At 37.3% G+C, this 17741-nt stretch carries 17 protein-coding genes; 14 read left to right on the top strand and 3 right to left on the bottom strand.

The genetic code is table 11. The annotated features are described in order from the left end of the window. Positions 1-11 precede the first annotated feature (11 nt). The 6 genes from AC0L3W_RS06320 to AC0L3W_RS06295 all read left to right on the top strand — a co-directional run bounded on the left by AC0L3W_RS06320 (position 12) and on the right by AC0L3W_RS06295 (position 8341). A complete protein-coding gene (locus AC0L3W_RS06320; protein ID WP_409439380.1) occupies positions 12-1721 on the top strand; it encodes a polyamine aminopropyltransferase in 1710 nt (569 codons plus the stop codon). Between the two features lie 154 nt (positions 1722-1875). Next, on the top strand, positions 1876-3633 hold the full coding sequence (gene olsF / locus AC0L3W_RS06315) for a bifunctional ornithine lipid synthase OlsF (RefSeq protein WP_409439381.1): 1758 nt from the start codon (positions 1876-1878) through the stop codon (positions 3631-3633). A gap of 96 nt (positions 3634-3729) precedes the next feature. Further along, on the top strand, positions 3730-5292 hold the full coding sequence (locus tag AC0L3W_RS06310) for a SulP family inorganic anion transporter (protein WP_409439382.1): 1563 nt from the start codon (positions 3730-3732) through the stop codon (positions 5290-5292). 649 nt (positions 5293-5941) lie between these two features. Then, positions 5942-6904 carry a 6-phosphofructokinase gene (gene pfkA / locus AC0L3W_RS06305; protein ID WP_409439383.1) on the top strand — a complete coding sequence of 321 codons (963 nt, stop codon included), beginning with the start codon at positions 5942-5944 and terminating at the stop codon, positions 6902-6904. Positions 6905-7017: 113 nt separating this feature from the next. After that, positions 7018-7617, top strand: a complete 600-nt coding sequence (locus AC0L3W_RS06300; protein ID WP_409439384.1) for a UPF0149 family protein — start codon at positions 7018-7020, stop codon at positions 7615-7617. Between the two features lie 10 nt (positions 7618-7627). Further along, positions 7628-8341 (top strand): TIGR01621 family pseudouridine synthase, encoded by a 714-nt coding sequence (locus AC0L3W_RS06295; RefSeq protein ID WP_409439385.1) that lies wholly within the window; start codon positions 7628-7630, stop codon positions 8339-8341. A gap of 128 nt (positions 8342-8469) precedes the next feature. On the opposite strand, the gene xthA is transcribed toward AC0L3W_RS06295, so the two are convergent. From xthA to AC0L3W_RS06280, 3 genes are all read right to left on the bottom strand, one after another. Further along, the gene (gene xthA / locus AC0L3W_RS06290; protein WP_409439386.1) at positions 8470-9276 is read right to left on the bottom strand and encodes an exodeoxyribonuclease III; all 807 of its coding nucleotides are present in this window, start codon (positions 9274-9276) and stop codon (positions 8470-8472) included. 163 nt (positions 9277-9439) lie between these two features. Further along, positions 9440-9673, bottom strand: a complete 234-nt coding sequence (locus tag AC0L3W_RS06285; protein WP_409439387.1) for a TIGR02647 family protein — start codon at positions 9671-9673, stop codon at positions 9440-9442. A 370-nt stretch (positions 9674-10043) separates the two neighbouring features. Further along, positions 10044-10466 (bottom strand): outer membrane protein assembly factor BamE, encoded by a 423-nt coding sequence (locus tag AC0L3W_RS06280; RefSeq protein ID WP_409439388.1) that lies wholly within the window; start codon positions 10464-10466, stop codon positions 10044-10046. Positions 10467-10709: 243 nt separating this feature from the next. Here AC0L3W_RS06280 and hemA point away from each other — a divergent pair, with 243 nt between their 5' ends. From hemA to rlmM, 8 genes are all read left to right on the top strand, one after another. Continuing rightward, positions 10710-11975, top strand: a complete 1266-nt coding sequence (gene hemA / locus AC0L3W_RS06275; protein WP_409439389.1) for a glutamyl-tRNA reductase — start codon at positions 10710-10712, stop codon at positions 11973-11975. A 51-nt stretch (positions 11976-12026) separates the two neighbouring features. Next, a complete protein-coding gene (gene prfA / locus AC0L3W_RS06270) occupies positions 12027-13118 on the top strand; it encodes a peptide chain release factor 1 (protein ID WP_290037907.1) in 1092 nt (363 codons plus the stop codon). Beyond that, a complete protein-coding gene (gene prmC / locus AC0L3W_RS06265; protein ID WP_409439390.1) occupies positions 13119-13946 on the top strand; it encodes a peptide chain release factor N(5)-glutamine methyltransferase in 828 nt (275 codons plus the stop codon). It begins immediately after the preceding gene. Between the two features lie 82 nt (positions 13947-14028). Then, positions 14029-14415: a SirB2 family protein gene (locus AC0L3W_RS06260; RefSeq protein WP_290037909.1), complete on the top strand. Its 387-nt coding sequence runs from the start codon at positions 14029-14031 to the stop codon at positions 14413-14415. A gap of 3 nt (positions 14416-14418) precedes the next feature. Beyond that, positions 14419-15279: a SirB1 family protein gene (locus tag AC0L3W_RS06255; protein ID WP_290037911.1), complete on the top strand. Its 861-nt coding sequence runs from the start codon at positions 14419-14421 to the stop codon at positions 15277-15279. An 85-nt stretch (positions 15280-15364) separates the two neighbouring features. Continuing rightward, positions 15365-16210, top strand: a complete 846-nt coding sequence (kdsA, locus tag AC0L3W_RS06250) for a 3-deoxy-8-phosphooctulonate synthase (protein ID WP_290037913.1) — start codon at positions 15365-15367, stop codon at positions 16208-16210. A 9-nt stretch (positions 16211-16219) separates the two neighbouring features. Continuing rightward, entirely contained in the window at positions 16220-16612 is a 393-nt protein-coding gene (locus tag AC0L3W_RS06245) for a DUF423 domain-containing protein (RefSeq protein ID WP_290037915.1), read from the top strand. Positions 16613-16642: 30 nt separating this feature from the next. Next, on the top strand, positions 16643-17728 hold the full coding sequence (rlmM, locus tag AC0L3W_RS06240) for a 23S rRNA (cytidine(2498)-2'-O)-methyltransferase RlmM (protein WP_290037916.1): 1086 nt from the start codon (positions 16643-16645) through the stop codon (positions 17726-17728). Positions 17729-17741 lie beyond the last annotated feature (13 nt).

Here is a 17741-nt window from a genome sequence, read left to right as displayed (position 1 = left end):
AATTTAATTGTATGCGTCTTAAATCTCTCAATAGCAAGCAGATCAATTTACTCATTGATGATGCTTTTTTAATTTTAATAATGGCCACTTTAGCTTGCTGTGGTTTGATTTATGAATATCTACTATCCCATTATTCTGCGCGTATCCTGGGTAGCGTAGAAACGGTGATTTATGCAATCATTGGGATCATGATCGTATCGATGGGATTGGGAGCTTTTGCGGCTAAAAAGATAAAAGATGCCTTTCAAGGTTTTGTATTATTAGAGCTGATTGTTGCTTTGATCGGATGTAGTGCAACCTTATTCATTGCTTCTGTGATTGGTTTTAGTCAAACCTTACCGCAATTAATTGCAGATACGTATCAGATTCCTAACGATGTGTTGTTAAAAGGAGACTTCCTTGCAACTTTATCTTGGTTAAGCAGCAAATTACCTTATCTGTTTGCTTTTATCTTAGGCTTTTTGATTGGGATGGAAATTCCTTTAATTGCACGTATAAGAGAAACAGTTTACGGCCAACGTTTAGCACATAATGCCGGCACAATTTATGGTGCAGATTATATCGGGGCAGGTGTAGGCGCTGCCATTTGGGTATTATTCATGCTAAAAATTGAAATCAGTCAAGCTGCCGCACTGACTGCCTCTTTGAATTTGATTGCCGGTTTTGTATTTTTAATACGCTTTAAAGATCATCTCAAACATCGAATGAAATTGATCATAGGGCACCTTTGTTTAGGTGGCTTGATTGTATTGGTGTTTATGTTTGGTAATCACTGGCAAAAACAGATGCAAAATATGCTGTATTTAGACAAAGTCGTATATCAAACTCAAACTACCTACCAAAACTTGGTGTTTACTGAGCGCCTATTGGGCGGTGGCTACGAGCCCATTTATAATTTTTATATTAATGGTCGTTTACAATTTTCTAGCTTAGATGAACATATTTACCATGAGTTTTTAGTTCACCCTGTTATGCAAGCTTCTGCTCGCCATCAGCATGTTTTGATTGTCGGAGGCGGTGATGGTTTAGCCTTACGTGAAGTGCAAAAATGGAACCCAGAGCAAGTGACTTTGATTGACCTTGACCCTAAATTAGTCGCTTTATTTAAATATCCAGAACAGGTATTACCGCCTCATTTGAGCAATAAAATTAAACGATTAACACAAGATAGCTTTAATCAACCAGGTGTGAAGGTGATTAATGATGATGCTTTTATTGCCATTGATCGTTTACTCGCTAATAAACAAACCTTTGATACGATTATCGTCGACCTACCTGACCCTAGTCACCCGGATCTAAATAAGATGTATAGTGTCAACTTTTACTATCGTTTGAAAAACTTGTTAAGTGGCGATGGTGCAATTGTGGTGCAATCTACCTCCCCCTTTCATGCCCAGTCAGCGTTTATTTCTATTGGGAAAACTTTACGAGAGGCTGGCTTTAATACAGAGCAGTATCATCAAAACGTACCTTCTTTTGGTGAGTGGGGCTGGAGTATTGGTACTAAACGAGGTCAAATGGCGTCACAACGATTATCAACCATCGATAACTTAAATGTTCCAACTAAATGGTTAACCTTACCTTTGCTAAAAGGTGCATTTTCCTTCAATAAAGATTTTTATTTGAATAAAGAAAACGTAAAAATTAATTATTTGGGTAGTAACGTTCTGTATCAATACCATCAAAAAGCTTGGGAAGCTGAAACGGAATTTGCTAATTAACCTCTCGCATGTTGTCTATATGGAAATAATAGTTAAGTGTGAGTGGATATTATTTTGCCTTGAAGACTTGTCATGAATAAGTCTTAAATTTGTAACTCAGCTGTCATTTTACCTTTCTATGCTAACTAAAACAGGATAGAAGGGTGATGATAGGATGATTTCAAGTCAAGAGATGTTTAAGAAGTATTTTCCAACATTAGTGGAAAATTCGTTGCAACATAAATTATTAAGTTCTTTGTGCAAAAATTTATTGCATGAGAGTGAGTTTGTTCAATTCGCAGACCGCTACCCAAACCTAAAAGGCTTTGATTTAATAGAGAAGACGCTCGATTACTTTGATTTTAGTTTTGCCACAGTTGATAAGCAAATCGAACGTATACCTGTAACAGGGCGTGTTGTTATCGTAGCCAATCATCCAATTGGTTCTCTAGATGGATTAGCATTGTTACATTTGGTTAAAAAAATCAGAGATGACGTTAAAGTTGTCGCTAATGAGTTATTAATGGAGATTAAACCCTTACATGATGTGTTGTTACCCGTTAACAATATGTCCGGTAATACCGCGAAACAAGACCTTCTCAACATACATGATTTCTTATCCTGCGATGGAGCATTAATTATATTCCCTGCTGGTGAAGTTTCACGCTTTACCCCTAAAGGTATTAAAGATTCTCCTTGGCAAAAAGGTTTCTTGAAAATTGCGTCACGTGCCAAAGCGCCTATTTTGCCTATACATATCAAAGCGAGAAACTCTTGGACCTTTTATGCCTCTTCCTTCTTTTACAAACCATTAGCGAGCTTATTGTTAGTTAAAGAGATGTTTAAACATAATGAGCAAAGTATTAATGTCAGTATTGGTAAATTAATCCCTTTTGAAAGTTATGGCAAAAATAAACTGTCTACTAAGGTTAAAGTAAATTTGCTGCAAAAAGAGGTTTATCGTGTAGCCAAAGGTCAGCAAAGTTACTTTAAAACAGAATCTGAGATCGCACATCCAGTCCCTCGAGTGGAATTAAAACACGCTATTGAACAATGTCAGTTATTAGGCAGTACTTCAGACGGAAAGAATATATACCTTTTAGAAAAACCTGAACATGGCGTCATTTTAAAAGAGTTAGGACGGTGTCGAGAAGTTACTTTTCGCGCTGTTGGGGAAGGGACGGGTGAAAAACGCGATCTAGATGAGTTTGATTTTGAATATCTGCATATTATTTTATGGGATAAAGAGCAGTTAGAGCTAGTAGGAGCTTACCGTTTTACCAATAGCGATCGATTAATCTCAGAAAAAGGGGTTAGTGGCTTATATAGTGATCAACTGTTTGATTACCAAGCTGACATGCAGCCGTATTTTGAAAAAGGCATAGAGCTTGGTCGCAGCTTTGTACAGCCAAGATATTGGGGAAAACGCAGCTTAGATTATTTATGGCAAGGGATTGGCGCATATTTAGCAATGAATCCTGATATTCGTTATCTATTTGGCCCTGTTTCTTTAAGTGCAGCTTTACCGAAAAAAGCACATGCTTATTTAGTGTATTTCTACCAGTTATATTTTCCATCAAAGGGGGAATTAGCTGTACCTAGAAACCCTTATTCGATTTCGGAAGAGTTGGATAATGAACTGTTAGCGTACTTTAGTGGTGAAAACTATGCAAAAGATTTTATGAAGTTAAAAACCATGATGAATAACATGGGGGTAAGTGTACCTACATTATATAAGCAATATACAGAGTTGTGCCATGAAGGTGGTGTGCAGTTTGTCGATTTTAATATTGATCCGGACTTCAATCACTGTATTGATGGCTTGGTCGTTGTAGATTTAACCTATCTAAAAGCAAAGAAAAAATCTCGCTACATGGATATCCATTTAGAAGCGTTAACAACAACTGAATCTGAAATTAAAATAAGTGCTTAAATCTTGGTATAATTAAAATTTGTTTGTTTTGCTGTTACCTCAAATGGGCGCTATAATACGCGCCCTATATTTTACCCCTAAAAAGGAACAACAGCGGTGTTTGAATTCCCCCAAATTAATAAAAGCAGTGTTAAAAATGATGTGCTTTCAGGTTTAACAGTTGCTCTTGCACTGGTACCTGAAGCAGTCGCCTTTGCCTTTGTGGCAGGTGTAGAACCAATGATTGGTTTATATGCCGCATTTATGGTTGGTTTAATTACCTCTATTTTTGGTGGCCGTCCAGGTATGATTTCTGGAGCGACTGGCGCAATGGCGGTTGTCATGGTGGCATTAGTTAGCTCTCATGGTGTTGAATACCTTTTTGCAGCAGTGCTGTTGGCTGGTTTATTCCAAATTTTATGTGGTGTGTTACATTTTGGTAAGTTTATTCGAATGGTGCCACATTCAGTAATGATTGGTTTTGTGAATGGTTTAGCTATCGTTATCTTTTTAGCACAATTAGGCCAATTCAAAGTAAAAGACGCCGCTGGAAACCTAACTTGGTTACAGGGGAATGCCCTTTATATTATGCTGGGGTTAATTGCTTTAACCATGGCTATTATTCACTTTTTACCAAAGTTAACTAACGCAGTCCCTTCTACATTAGTGGCTATTGTAGTAGTAACACTTCTAGTTTATTTTGTACCTGCATTAGAAACACGTACTGTATTAGACTTTCTACAAAGTATGACTGGTGATGAAAATGCGACGATTGCTGGTAATTTACCAACGTTCGCACTACCAATTGTTCCGTTTAATTTAGAAACATTACAGGTTATTTTACCGTACTCTCTAATCCTAGCTGCGGTTGGTTTAATTGAATCATTGTTAACCTTAACGGTTGTTGATGAAATGACTGGTACTCGTGGTCGCCCTAATAAAGAGTGTGTTGCGCAAGGCGCATCAAATATGGTGAATGGCGTATTTGGTGGTATGGGCGGGTGTGCGATGATTGGGCAGTCAATGATCAATATTAATTCTGGTGGACGTGGTCGTTTATCTGGTATCACTGCTGCACTTGCGTTACTAGCGTTTATTTTATTTGCTTCAGGTTTAATTGAAATTGTACCGCTAGCTGCGTTAGTAGGGGTGATGTTTATTGTTGTATTAGGTACCTTTGAATGGGCTTCATTTAAAATGATGCGTAATGTGCCAGTAAAAGATGCATTTGTGATTGTCTTAGTAAGCACGGTAACTGTGTTCACTGATCTTGCAATTGCAGTATTTGTAGGTGTTATCGTATCGGCATTAGTGTTTGCATGGGAGCATGCTCGCCATATACACGCTAAAGTTGAAGTGAATGTAGATAATACTGAAAAATCTTACAGCATTAATGGTCCATTGTTCTTTGGCTCAGTCAGTAATTTCTTAGAGTTGTTTGATGTGAAAAACGATCCTCGTCACGTCGTTGTAGATTTTGCTAGATGTCGTGTTGCTGACCACTCCGCTATTGAAGCGATTAGTGTACTTAACGAACGTTACGTAAAGGAAGGCAAAAAATTACATATTCGCCATCTGAGTAAAGATTGTCGCAAATTATTACATAAAGCGGGTGTATTAGTAGAAATGAACCTAATTGAAGATCCATCTTATGCGGTAGCATCAGATAAGTTAGGTTAATGTAACTAAACTAAACAATAAATAATATTCTAAAGCAGGTTTCATAACCTGCTTTTTTGTATTTATTTGAAAGGTATTACGGGAAAGGGAAATAAGGTTTTAGTAAACCTTTTGCTATTTTTTAATGGATTTTAGCGAGTTGATTGTCTAACTGGACGGTATTCCGCGTCGCACTTAGGGCTTAGTTGAGTTGACTTTGGATTCCACACTGAAAACCAAATATGTTTGTTTCTTAACGTTTTCTTTTTACTTTTCATCTTCTTCTCCTTTTATTTGTTAAATACAATATAGCCTAGTTATTGCATATTTGTGACAATTTAAAAAAGATTACTGATCCAGATTAATAAAAAAGCAAAGAAAGAGCTTTTTCCGCAGAAAATGCATAATATTGTTATTCTACAGCGTTTAGATATTGTATGCTTGAGGCACGAAGTATCAGAGGTTGTTTACATGAAAAACCAATGATTAAATATTAGCTATTTTAATAAAGTTGATGTGGTTCTGGACGTTTACTTTCTACAACTCATGTAGAAAACTGCATTTAACTTGAGTTAAAATAAAAAGTTTTAATTTTATAGATGATTATCATAGTCTATATGGCAATAGTCTTATGGTTGTTATCAATTAGTGTAATTGGTTGAGGTAAATTGTGATTAAAAAAATTGGTGTGCTTACAAGTGGTGGCGATGCGCCGGGTATGAATTCTGCAGTGCGAGCAGTAGTACGTACTTGTCTATCTCACGATATCGAAGTGTTTGGTATTTATGATGGTTATGCAGGATTACATGCAGATAAAATCGAACAAATGGATCGCCATTCAGTATCTGATGTTATTAATCGCGGCGGCACATTTCTAGGAACAGCTCGTTTCCCAGAATTCAAAGAAGAAAGTGTTCGTAAAGAAGCGATTCAACAATTAGAAAAGCATGGTATTGAAGCATTAATCGTTATTGGCGGTGATGGTTCGTACATGGGTGCATTAAAATTAAGCGAAATGGGTTACCCATGTATCGGTATTCCTGGCACTATCGATAACGATATCGCGGGTACTGACTTTACTATCGGTTTCATGACTTGTTTAAATACTATTGTTGATGCAGTGGATCGTCTTCGTGATACATCTTCATCTCATAATCGTATCTCTATCGTAGAAATGATGGGCCGTTACTGTGGTGATTTAACGCTATGGGCAGCGATTGCTGGCGGGAGTGAATACGTTATTGTTCCTGAAGTTGATTTTGATGAAGATCAGTTAATTGAACAAATTCAATTAGGTGAAGAAAAAGGTAAAAAGCACGCGATTGTTGCTATTACTGAGCACATTACTGATGTGACTGCTTTGGCAAAACGCATCGAACAAAGAACAAAACGTGAAACGCGTGCAACAACATTAGGTCATATCCAACGAGGTGGTGCACCAATGGCATTTGACCGTATTTTAGCTAGTCGTATGGGTGCATATGCAGTTGATCTATTAATGGCAGGTAAGAGTGCGCGTTGTATTGGTATTAAGTGTGGTGAAATGGTTGATCATGACATTATCGAATGTTTAACTGAAATGAAACGTCCATTCCGTCAAGACCTTTACGATCTATCAAACGTATTATATTAGGTTTTAATAGCTAATATACTTATTTATAGATATATCGATTAAGCCTACTTTTAAGTAGGCTTTTTTATATCTCAAATTTATACTATGTATATCCCACATTACTAGGAGTTAATATGCCCGATACTCAAAAGAAGGCGTTGTTTGATTTTATTGAAATGAATGGCCGATTAAATTCAATTAAAGGCTTACATACTAGTTATTATCAAATTGGTTTTATATGTAGTGTACAAGCGTTGCCCGAGTTATTGGATTTAGATCAGTGGCTAAGCTATCTATGGCAACCTAACGCAGAGATGAGCTTTGACAATGAACTGCAAGCCACTGAGTATGCACAAAAGGTTATTGCTTTAACTAATGAAATTCAGGCTGCCTATCAAGAAGCTATTCCATTGAACGGTTTACAGTGCCATGATTGGCTGACACCCGACAAACTGTTAAGTGAGCAAGCAGTACAATTTTCGAGTGGTTTTTTAGCGGCTATTGAAATATTCAATGAACAATGGGAATCGGTGGAGGGTGATAGTAACAGTGAAAATATATTACAAACAACGATCTTACTGTTAACCAAACTTGCTCCAGAAGATGCAAATGACCCTCAATTTTTAGCGATTGTTGATCAATTACCTGAATACCATGAGATATTGGCTATTTTACCACAATTATTGAGTAATTTAGCTTATAGTGCGGCCCAGAATTTAGTCTTTGATGAATAATAGGGTACCGATGCTAGAGGCAATCACAGTAGAGAATGAATATTTTTCAGTCGTATCAGAGGAAGATGATTTTGTAGTCATCAACAAACGTCCTGGTATTAACTTTCATAGTGAAGATGGCGAGTTTGGGGTAGTCGTTGCGGCGGAGCGTTACTTTAAACAGAAACTCTTTAGTGTTCATCGTTTGGATAAAATGACTTCCGGAATTTTATTACTCGCCAAGTCATCAGCCGCGGCAAATCGTTTATCTGAATTATTTAAAAATCAGGATATTCAAAAGTTTTATTTGGCAATTTCAGATAAAAAGCCTAAAAAAACACAGGGATTGATTAAAGGTGGCATGGAAAAGTCACGTCGCTCAATGTGGAAATTGACTAGAAGTAATGATAATTTAGCGATCACACAGTTTTTCAGTTTTTCGCTTGGAGAGGGTAAACGTTTGTTTGTGGTTAAGCCTAAAACGGGTAAAACACATCAAATTCGGGTGGCGTTAAAAAGTATTGGTAGCGCTATTTGTGGCGATTCTATTTATGCAACGGAAGAAGCACATCGTTATGACCGTGGTTATTTACATGCTTTTCAAATTCAATTTATCTATCAAGAGCATGTATTTAACTTTAGCGCAGTGCCAAACTTAGGTGAATTGTTTAATGTAGAGGCTTGTCAAAAAAAATTAACAGAATTACAAGATTGTAATGAGTTAAAATGGCCAAAAATAGGTTAGTTATTTTTTAATCTTATGACTTAAAAGTATAAATAAAGGGTCGACTATGACTTAATGTTCAAATAATTAAGTCATAGTCGACCCTTTTAAATATCAGGTTAACGATTTCAAGCTAAGCTGAATCAATGTTAAGCAAACTCAGTCCAGATCGGCGCGTGATCTGAAGGCTTATCAATGCCTCTTAGCTCATAATCGATATCTGCTTCAACGGTTTTTTCCGCTAATGAAGGCGTTGCAAGTACCACATCAATACGTAACCCTCGATTATCATCAAATCCACGAGAACGATAATCAAACCAACTGAACTTTTGATCTTCCTCTGGGTGCAACAAACGGAAGGTATCAGTAAAGCCGAAGTTCATTAATGTTGCAAGCCACTCACGCTCTTCAGGTAAAAAGCTACATTTTTTAGTTTGTAGCCAACGTTTGGCATTTGCTTCACCAATACCAATATCTAAATCCAATGGAGAGATATTAATATCACCCATTACTATCACGTTGTCTTCAGCAGTGTGGTGTTCATTTAAGTAAGTATTTAAGTCTTGATAAAATTGACGTTTGTATGGGTATTTTGTTTCATGTGTTTGGTTCTCTCCCTGTGGGAAATAACCATTTAGAATGCGAACTGGTTGTCCATCTTCATCTGGTACGGTCACCATGATCATGCGTTTTTGATGTTCTTCATTATCTGTAGGAAAACCATATTGCACGTCAGTAGGCTTTTGTTTACATAGCATAGCAACGCCGTAATGTGCTTTTTGTCCATGGTAATAAACGTGGTATCCCATAGCTTCAACTGCTTCGACAGGAAATGCATCATTGTGTACTTTAATCTCTTGGAGTCCAATGACATCGGGTTGATGTTTATCGATAACTGCTTGTAATTGATGTAGGCGTGCGCGAAGCCCGTTAATATTAAATGAGATAACTTTCATAGTGAGAATAGCCTTTACAGAATCAAAAACGATAAATGTACCTTGTTGTTAACATTTACTCAACTAGGAGCGTTAATATAGTGCTCCATCAAAGGCGCATTTATCATCTGCAAATCCAAGTAGAGGGTATTGGTGCACGAATAGCCCACCAATACTGACATTATTAATGTAATGCGATTAATAAATGATGAAGATGATCTGCTGTTTCTAACCCACTGTCGGTTAAATAGCCTCCATCTTGTTGAGATATTAATCCTTTATCAAATAGAGATTGCGCAGCTTTGATCATGCTAGGGTCAGCTTCTTTGTGGAGCTTTAAACCTTCAAGTTGTGATGTTTCAGGAAATTTCGCGAGTAATTTTATTTCATCTAACAGTGTATCAGAGTAATTTTTCATGGTTATTAAGCTCACTTCTATTGCTGATAAGAAGTTTCATCATAGTGAGGTAAATATAAAATGCAAAAGTTAATACAGGGGAGTTTGGCGTAGATCAATTGTTGGAAAAATTCCTTAATTAATAGTGATGTAGCGCACTTAATTTAATAAGGAATAAGAATAACAGCACTTATCGTAATTCACTCGTTAATATAACTTACTTACTCGTTGTAAATTCCTTAAAAGGAACAACTATTAAAGCATTAATATCTTGTCGTTAATGTCGCGAAAGACGATTAAAAAGGCGCGATTTACGCTTTAAACTAAGTACTGATATTTTAGTATAACTGGTATAGGGAGTACCGAAATACTCCCTTAACTAATGAAATGACTATTCAGTAGTCGGGGCAATTTTAGTATCACCACTTTGTGCTGCCTCATTAGGCTCTTTTTTCACTTTTGGGTTTTTTACAAGTGGATTTTCTTGATCAATATTGTCGCTAGTAATGCTTGCTAACTTATTTCCATCAAAGGTAAGTAATATTTGTGATTGTTGAACGGGCTCACCACCAGGTTTGATATAACGAATGTAATACCATTTAGACGTGTCGAATTGATCAATCAGCATTGGCGAACCTAATACAAATACAATTTGTTGTTGCGTCATCCCTAACTCAACCTGTGCTAACTTTTCATTGTCTACATAATTTCCTTGTACTACATCGATTTGATATACAAAGGTATTGTATAAATAAGAACACCCTGAAAGTGAGAAAGTAATCGCAAGGCTGGCAAATATTTTTTTAATAGTCATGTGCTCATCAATAATTAAGTGATAAATAATCTGGACTTGATGATACCCAAGCAAAGCTAACAAGTAAAAATATTAGGGCAGAAATTTTGTGATTATGATTTATAAAGTAAAACTTATAGCAAAATTGTTTGTTTTTAAGACTAAATGCACCATAGAAACAGAGTTCGCTTTAAATTTGTGGTAAATTTACGTAGAATTCAGCTCTTTGTTTTGCTCCATTTCTTGTTTCTGTGAATTATATAAATGCCATTATTTGCGTTAGGAATTAACCATCAAACTGCACCAGTTGAACTGAGAGAAAAGGTTGCCTTTGCACCAGACTCTTTGATGATGGCTTATGCAGATTTACTAACTCAACCTCTTGTAAAAGAAGCGGTTATTATTTCAACCTGTAATCGTTGTGAGATTTACTGCCATTATGAAGGTCAGGACATTTCACCTATCCTGCGCTGGTTAACAGACTTTCACGATATTGAACTGGGAGCCTTGGACCAAAACTTTTACAGTTATAAAGATCAAGAAGCGGTTAATCACCTATTTCGAGTTTCCTGCGGGTTAGATTCGCTAGTCTTAGGTGAGCCGCAAATCCTTGGTCAAATTAAACAAGCTTTCGCCTCAGCAGGACAAGCTAAAACGGTTGGCAAGACTTTAAATAAATGGTTTCAATACGCATTTAGTGTGGCAAAACGTGTTCGTACTGATACTCAAATCGGCGCAAATGCCATTTCAGTGGCATTCGCAGCCGTTTCCCTAGCCCGACAAATATTCAGTGATTTAAAGAAAAGCCGTGTGCTATTAATAGGCGCAGGTGAAACCATCGAGCTGGTGGGCAAGTATTTACTCGAGCATGAAGTGCCTAATATCACCATTGCAAATCGTACTTTAGAGCGTGCCATGGGCTTAGTCGAACAGTTTAATGCCAATGCCATTACTTTAGAAGAAATCCCTAATCACTTGTCTAAGTCAGATATTATTATCTCTTCGACAGCCAGTCCCTTACCGATTATTGGTAAAGGTATGGTGGAATGTGCGTTAAAAGATCGCCGTCACCAACCTATGTTATTTATCGATATTGCAGTTCCTCGCGATATCGAACAACAAGTCGCAGAATTAAATGATGCCTACCTTTACAGTGTTGATGATTTACAAGGCATCATAGAAGAAAATAAACAAGCACGAGTAGAAGCCGCCATTGAAGCTGAAAAAATTATTGTTGCCAGTGTTGGTGACTTTATGGCTTGGCAAGAATCATTAAAAGCGGTAGAAAGCATTCGCTTGTATCGTCAAAACAGTGAGCAATTAAGAGATGAATTATTACAACGTGCTATTGCTTCATTAGCGAAAGGTAATGATAGCGAAAAAGTATTAAAAGAGTTGGCGTTTAAGTTAACCAATAAGCTTATCCATTATCCAAGCCAAGCATTAACAACGGTTAGTCAAACAGGTAATGAACAAGACTTAGCATTATTGAGACTAACACTTGGACTAAGCCAACAAGACGAATTATAAAGAGATAACTCGATTGGTTAACTATCGAACTATTCAAAAGAAGAGATAAAAATGAAAGCATCTATTGTTGCAAAGTTAGAAATATTAGTTGAGCGTTACGAAGAAGTACAAGCGTTATTAGGTGATCCAGATACAATTAGTAATCAAGAGAAATACCGTGAACTAACCAAAGAATATTCACAGCTTGAAGAAGTTGTACTGTGTTTCAAATCATTTCAATCGGCACAGGAAGATTTAGCCGCTGCTGAGTTAATGCTTGAAGATGATGACGAAGATATGCGAGAAATGGCGCAAGACGAGATCACTGAAGCCAAAGAGTCAGTTGAAAGATTGGCTGCTGAATTGCAAATTTTATTACTACCAAAAGATCCTAATGACGACCGTAACTGTTTTGTTGAAATTAGAGCTGGTGCAGGCGGAGATGAAGCGGCTATTTTTGCTGGTAACTTATTCCGTATGTACAGTAAATACTGTGACAGTAAAAAATGGCGAGTGACCATTATGAACAGTAATGAAAGCGAACAGGGTGGTTACAAAGAAGTGATCATGCAAATTGAAGGTGATGGTGCCTACGGCTTAATGAAATTTGAATCGGGTGGCCATCGAGTACAACGTGTACCTGAAACTGAGTCACAAGGCCGTATTCATACTTCTGCTTGTACAGTGGTTGTCATGCCAGAGATTCCAGAGTCAGAAGCAATTTCAATTAATCCTGCTGATTTAAAAGTGGATACTTTCCGTGCCTCTGGTGCTGGTGGTCAGCACGTTAATAAAACCGATTCTGCTATTCGTATTACGCACGTGCCTACTGGGACAGTGGTAGAATGTCAGGATCAACGCTCGCAACATAAAAACCGTGCACAGGCGATGTCTGTTCTACAAGCTCGCTTACAACAGGTCGAAGATGAAAAAAATAATGCTGAAGAGCAAGACATTCGTCGTAGTCTTGTCGCAAGTGGTGATCGTAGTGAACGTATTCGTACTTATAACTACCCCCAAGGTCGTGTAAGTGATCACCGTATTAATTTAACCATTTATCGCTTAAATGAAGTATTAGAAGGTGAGTTGGATGCGTTACTTGACCCTATTCTACAGGAAGATCAAGCTGACAAATTAGCGGCACTTGCGCAAGGTGCTCTTTAGTTGCGTATTGAAGATGCGTTAGCCTGGGCTGAATATACATTAGTTAATAGTGATTCCGCTCTATTAGATGCACAGGTGCTGTTAGCTTTTGTGTTAAATAAACCAACCATTTATTTAATGACTTGGCCTGAGCGTGATTTAACTATGCAGCAAAAATCTGACTTTGAACAATTAATTGAGCAGCGAGTTAATGGTCAACCTGTCGCTCATCTAACAGGTGAGCGAGAGTTTTGGTCATTACCGTTCAAGGTCAATGCAAGTACCTTAATTCCCAGGCCAGATACTGAAATATTAGTTGAGTTAGCCTTAGCAAAAAGCAGTGCACAAGCCCATATTTTAGACTTAGGTACAGGCACTGGTGCAATTGTATTAGCGCTTGCCAGTGAACTGCCTAAAGCGACTCTTATGGCGGTAGACTTTAGCCGTGATGCAGTCGCTTTGGCCTGTGAAAACCGCAATAGCTTAGGTTTTTCACAAGTGAAGATTATACAAAGTGATTGGTTTGAAAATGTGCAGGAAAGGTTTGATGTGATTGTTAGTAATCCGCCTTACATTGATCCATCGGATATTCACCTGAGCCAGGGTGATGTTCGATTTGAACCGCTTTCTGCATTAACAGCAGAAGAACATGGACTCGCAGATATTCGTTTGATTTGTGAACAAGCAAAGAATTATTTAAATGCAGGTGGGTGTTTGTTGATTGAGCATGGCTACGATCAAGGTCAGGCAGTACAAAGAATTATGTTAGACAATGATTTTGTACAAGTAAAAACAGAACAAGATTACAGTCAAAATGACCGTGTAACATTAGGCCACCTCCCTTTATAAAGTAGGGCTACTAATATGCCATGGTTTAATTTATTTTATCTTAACAACTTAATAAGTCTCTGGGCTTAGGGCAAGGATTACAATGTATTCTATCTTAAAACATACTCACATGAGCTTTATCTTATTAGCGATTATTCTTTATATTTTACGATTTTACTGGTTAAAGTCTGGCCATGAGAATGCGCAAAAAGCGTTGTTTAAAAAAATCCATACTCATACGCATTTAACGATTGTTGTATTAGGGATTGCGTTAATGGCATTAGTACATTGGAATCCGTTCTCTTTAGGCGGATACTGGTTGTTAGAAAAAATAATCGCATTTGTTGCATACTTTACTATGGTGCAAGTGTCTTTAAACCCAAATACCAAAACGCATATTCAATGGTTATCTTTTGTTGGTGCTTTTGGCTGGCTTGCTTACATAGCTAAATTAGCATTCACCAAACAAGCTATTTTATTAGTGGGGTAAACAGTGGAACTAGATGAAAAAGGGACACTAGAAGAGTCAGTTATCAATACTAGTCTGATTCATGAAGGAATTGATTATCAAGCTTATTCGCTTTTACAGTTGGCGAGTATGGCTGAAGCTGAGATAACTGGACATTCAGCCTTAGAGTTACAGCATAATATGCGCTTACAACTAATTGTGATTAAATCTCAATTAGCGGCATACCCTGATACGAATATCGATAAACTCAGTGCAATATTGAATAATTTATATCATGTGCAAAACTTTAGTGGTGATTGGAAAGCATTTTTCAAAGTAAAAAATGCATTGCTGTCTTCAGTATTATCGCGTCGTAAAGGGGTGCCGATTAGTTTGGGTATATTATTAATCGAAACTTTAAAAGAGACGGGCTTTACTGCCGCTGGGATTTGTTTTCCAAGTGGCTTTATCGTCAAAGTAGAATTATCAGATGGGCCTGTTTATATTGATCCGTTTAATGGTGAAATTGTTGATTTGATGCAACTGGAATTAAAGGTGCGTGGTCAACTTGGTAATCATGCACGATTAACAGCTGAGATGTGTCAAGCTGATAGTAATGAAACGATTATTAAGCGTTACGTTAATGTCCTAAAAGCAGCTTATATTCAAGCCGAGAGCATTGAATTGGCATTATTATGTAGTGATATTCTATTACGACTTGATCCAGAAGATGCCTTTGAAGTGAGGGATCGTGGCTTTTTGTTTCAACAATTAGAGTGTTATCAACTTGCTTGTAATGATTTCACTTACTTTATTGAGCAATGCCCCGATGATCCCATTGTTAATTTATTAAAAAGACAAATTAAACAGATGAGTGATGAGCTAGCGGCTCAGGTCATTCATTAATTATGTTAAGTCATAGTAATCACTCTGGTGGGGTGATTACTATCAATTTTTGATCGAACTGTTCGATAAAAATAAGAGAGTAAAAATGAGCCAGAAAATTATCAAAGTCGGCAATATTGATGTTGCAAACGATCTTCCATTTGTTCTATTTGGTGGTATGAATGTTTTAGAGTCACGCGACCTAGCGATGAAAATGGTTGAAACCTATGTTGAAGCGACCAGTAAATTAAATATTCCTTATGTATTTAAAGCATCATTTGATAAAGCAAACCGTTCATCTATTAATAGCTTTCGAGGTCCTGGTTTAGAAGAAGGTTTACGTATTTTTGAAGAGATTAAATCGACCTTTAATGTGCCAATTATTACGGATGTTCATGAACCTTATCAGGCTAAACCAGTCGCCGAAGTCGTTGATGTGATCCAGTTACCTGCATTTTTAAGTCGTCAAACAGATTTAGTGCAAGCAATGGCGGAAACAAATGCAGTTATCAACGTGAAAAAAGCGCAGTTTTTAGCTCCGCATGAGATGCAACATATTATTACTAAGTTTAATGAAGCTGGTAACGATAAAATCATCTTGTGTGAGCGTGGTAGTTGCTTTGGTTACAATAACTTAGTAGTAGACATGTTGGGTTTCAGCACCATGAAAGAAACCTCTTACCCAGTTATTTTTGATGTGACGCATTCATTACAGAAGCCTGGTGCGCGTAGCGACAGTGCTGATGGTCGTCGTAGTCAAGTTGTGCAATTAGGCTTAGCGGGTATGTCTCAGGGTATCGCAGGATTATTCCTAGAGTCTCACCCAGATCCTACTAATGCTAAATGTGATGGTCCTTGTGCATTACCATTAGATAAATTGGTGCCTTTCCTAACACAAATGAAGCAAATGGATGAACTAGCGAAAAGCTTAGATCCTATTGTGACTGAATAAGTTATTGTTTTGAAAATCTCAACACAGTCACGTTGTTTTATCGCCGTTGCCGCTTTGCTTGGGGCAACGGCGGTTATGTTTGGAGCCTATGCTAGCCATGGTTTATCTACATGGGCTAACCCTGAACAAATATCACAAGTAAAATTAGCTGCACAGTATCAATTGTTTCATGCCTTAGCGTTACTAATGACTACCATACTAAGTTCACTCTTAGTCAGTCGTTTATTAACCTTAAGTCTATATTGCTTTAGTATCGGCACACTCTGTTTTAGTGGAAGCTTATACTATTGGGTGTTTTTTACTTCTAAATTGCTAGTATTAATCACTCCGTTAGGCGGCTTATTACTGATAGTGGCTTGGTTATCTATTGCTTTGGCAATGGTCTTCTCTTTAAGAAAATAAAGATTTACTGAACAGTAAATTGAGGTTTGTATGTTAGGTATTCTGTTATATTGTCGCCCCGGTTTTGAAAATGATTGTGCTAATGAGATCCAAGCAAAAGCCAGTGAGTTAGAAGTATTTGGGTATATTAAAACCCTAAAAAATAGTGGTTTCGTATTATACCATTGTTATGATCCGGCACAGGTTGAGTCTTTAGCTGAACAGATTAACTTTGCGCAACTCATTTTTGCTCGTCAAATGATTGTTGCTGTAGCAATGCTCGAAGATTTACCTGCAGAAGATAGAATTTCTCCAATTTTAGAAATAACACGTAATTTACCAATGGCAGGGGATGTCTATGTAGAGTGTCCGGAAGGAGATGAAACTAAACCTTTATTGACTTTTTGTCGTAAGTTCACCGTGCCTTTTAGACAAGCATTGAAAAAGAATAATAACTTAACCAATAAAGAAAACCCTAAACGTCGTCGTACGCATGTTTGTTTTATGGATTATGAAACAGCCTATGTTGGGTATTCTTTACCAAATAATCGCAGCGAATTGCATATGGGGATCACACGTCTACGTTTCCCTAATGAAGCACCAAGTCGTTCGACATTAAAACTCGATGAAGCTTTTCAAACCTTTTTAACTAAGGAAGAGCAAGAAGCGCGTGCTCATTCAGGCCTAAAAGCGGTTGACCTTGGAGCTTGTCCAGGTGGTTGGACTTACCAATTAGTAAGACGGGGTATGTTTGTTAGTTGTGTCGATAATGGTGCGATGGCAGATAGTCTTATGGAAACAGGGCAAGTAACCCATTACATGGAAGATGGCTTTAAATTTGAACCTGAACGTAAGAATATTCATTGGTTAGTTTGTGACATGATTGAGAAACCAAAACGTGTTGCCAAGCTAATGGCTAAATGGTTAATCGAAGGTTGGTGTAAAGAGGCTATTTTTAACCTTAAATTACCGATGAAGCAACGTTATCAAGAGGCAACAGAGGATCTTAAAATCTTAACGGATATGATTGTAGAAGCTGGCTTCAATTATGAACTTCAAGCAAAACATTTATATCATGACCGAGAAGAGATTACTGTTCATGTTCGTTTAATTGATAAAGTATATGGTCCAATTTAAGTTGTAATGATTT

Source organism: Psychromonas sp. KJ10-5, assembly GCF_055808325.1.
This window is presented reverse-complemented; position numbering and strand designations above follow the sequence as displayed.

Excerpts from the sequence above, each read along its gene's own strand:
- AC0L3W_RS06320 (WP_409439380.1), top strand. The coding sequence starts at position 12 with ATGCGTCTTAAATCTCTCAATAGCAAGCAGATCAATTTACTCATTGAT.
- olsF (WP_409439381.1), top strand. The coding sequence starts at position 1,876 with ATGATTTCAAGTCAAGAGATGTTTAAGAAGTATTTTCCAACATTAGTG.
- AC0L3W_RS06300 (WP_409439384.1), top strand. The coding sequence starts at position 7,018 with ATGCCCGATACTCAAAAGAAGGCGTTGTTTGATTTTATTGAAATGAAT.
- AC0L3W_RS06295 (WP_409439385.1), top strand. The coding sequence starts at position 7,628 with ATGCTAGAGGCAATCACAGTAGAGAATGAATATTTTTCAGTCGTATCA.
- xthA (WP_409439386.1), bottom strand. The coding sequence starts at position 9,276 with ATGAAAGTTATCTCATTTAATATTAACGGGCTTCGCGCACGCCTACAT.
- AC0L3W_RS06285 (WP_409439387.1), bottom strand. The coding sequence starts at position 9,673 with ATGAAAAATTACTCTGATACACTGTTAGATGAAATAAAATTACTCGCG.
- AC0L3W_RS06280 (WP_409439388.1), bottom strand. The coding sequence starts at position 10,466 with ATGACTATTAAAAAAATATTTGCCAGCCTTGCGATTACTTTCTCACTT.
- hemA (WP_409439389.1), top strand. The coding sequence starts at position 10,710 with ATGCCATTATTTGCGTTAGGAATTAACCATCAAACTGCACCAGTTGAA.
- prfA (WP_290037907.1), top strand. The coding sequence starts at position 12,027 with ATGAAAGCATCTATTGTTGCAAAGTTAGAAATATTAGTTGAGCGTTAC.
- AC0L3W_RS06260 (WP_290037909.1), top strand. The coding sequence starts at position 14,029 with ATGTATTCTATCTTAAAACATACTCACATGAGCTTTATCTTATTAGCG.
- kdsA (WP_290037913.1), top strand. The coding sequence starts at position 15,365 with ATGAGCCAGAAAATTATCAAAGTCGGCAATATTGATGTTGCAAACGAT.
- rlmM (WP_290037916.1), top strand. The coding sequence starts at position 16,643 with ATGTTAGGTATTCTGTTATATTGTCGCCCCGGTTTTGAAAATGATTGT.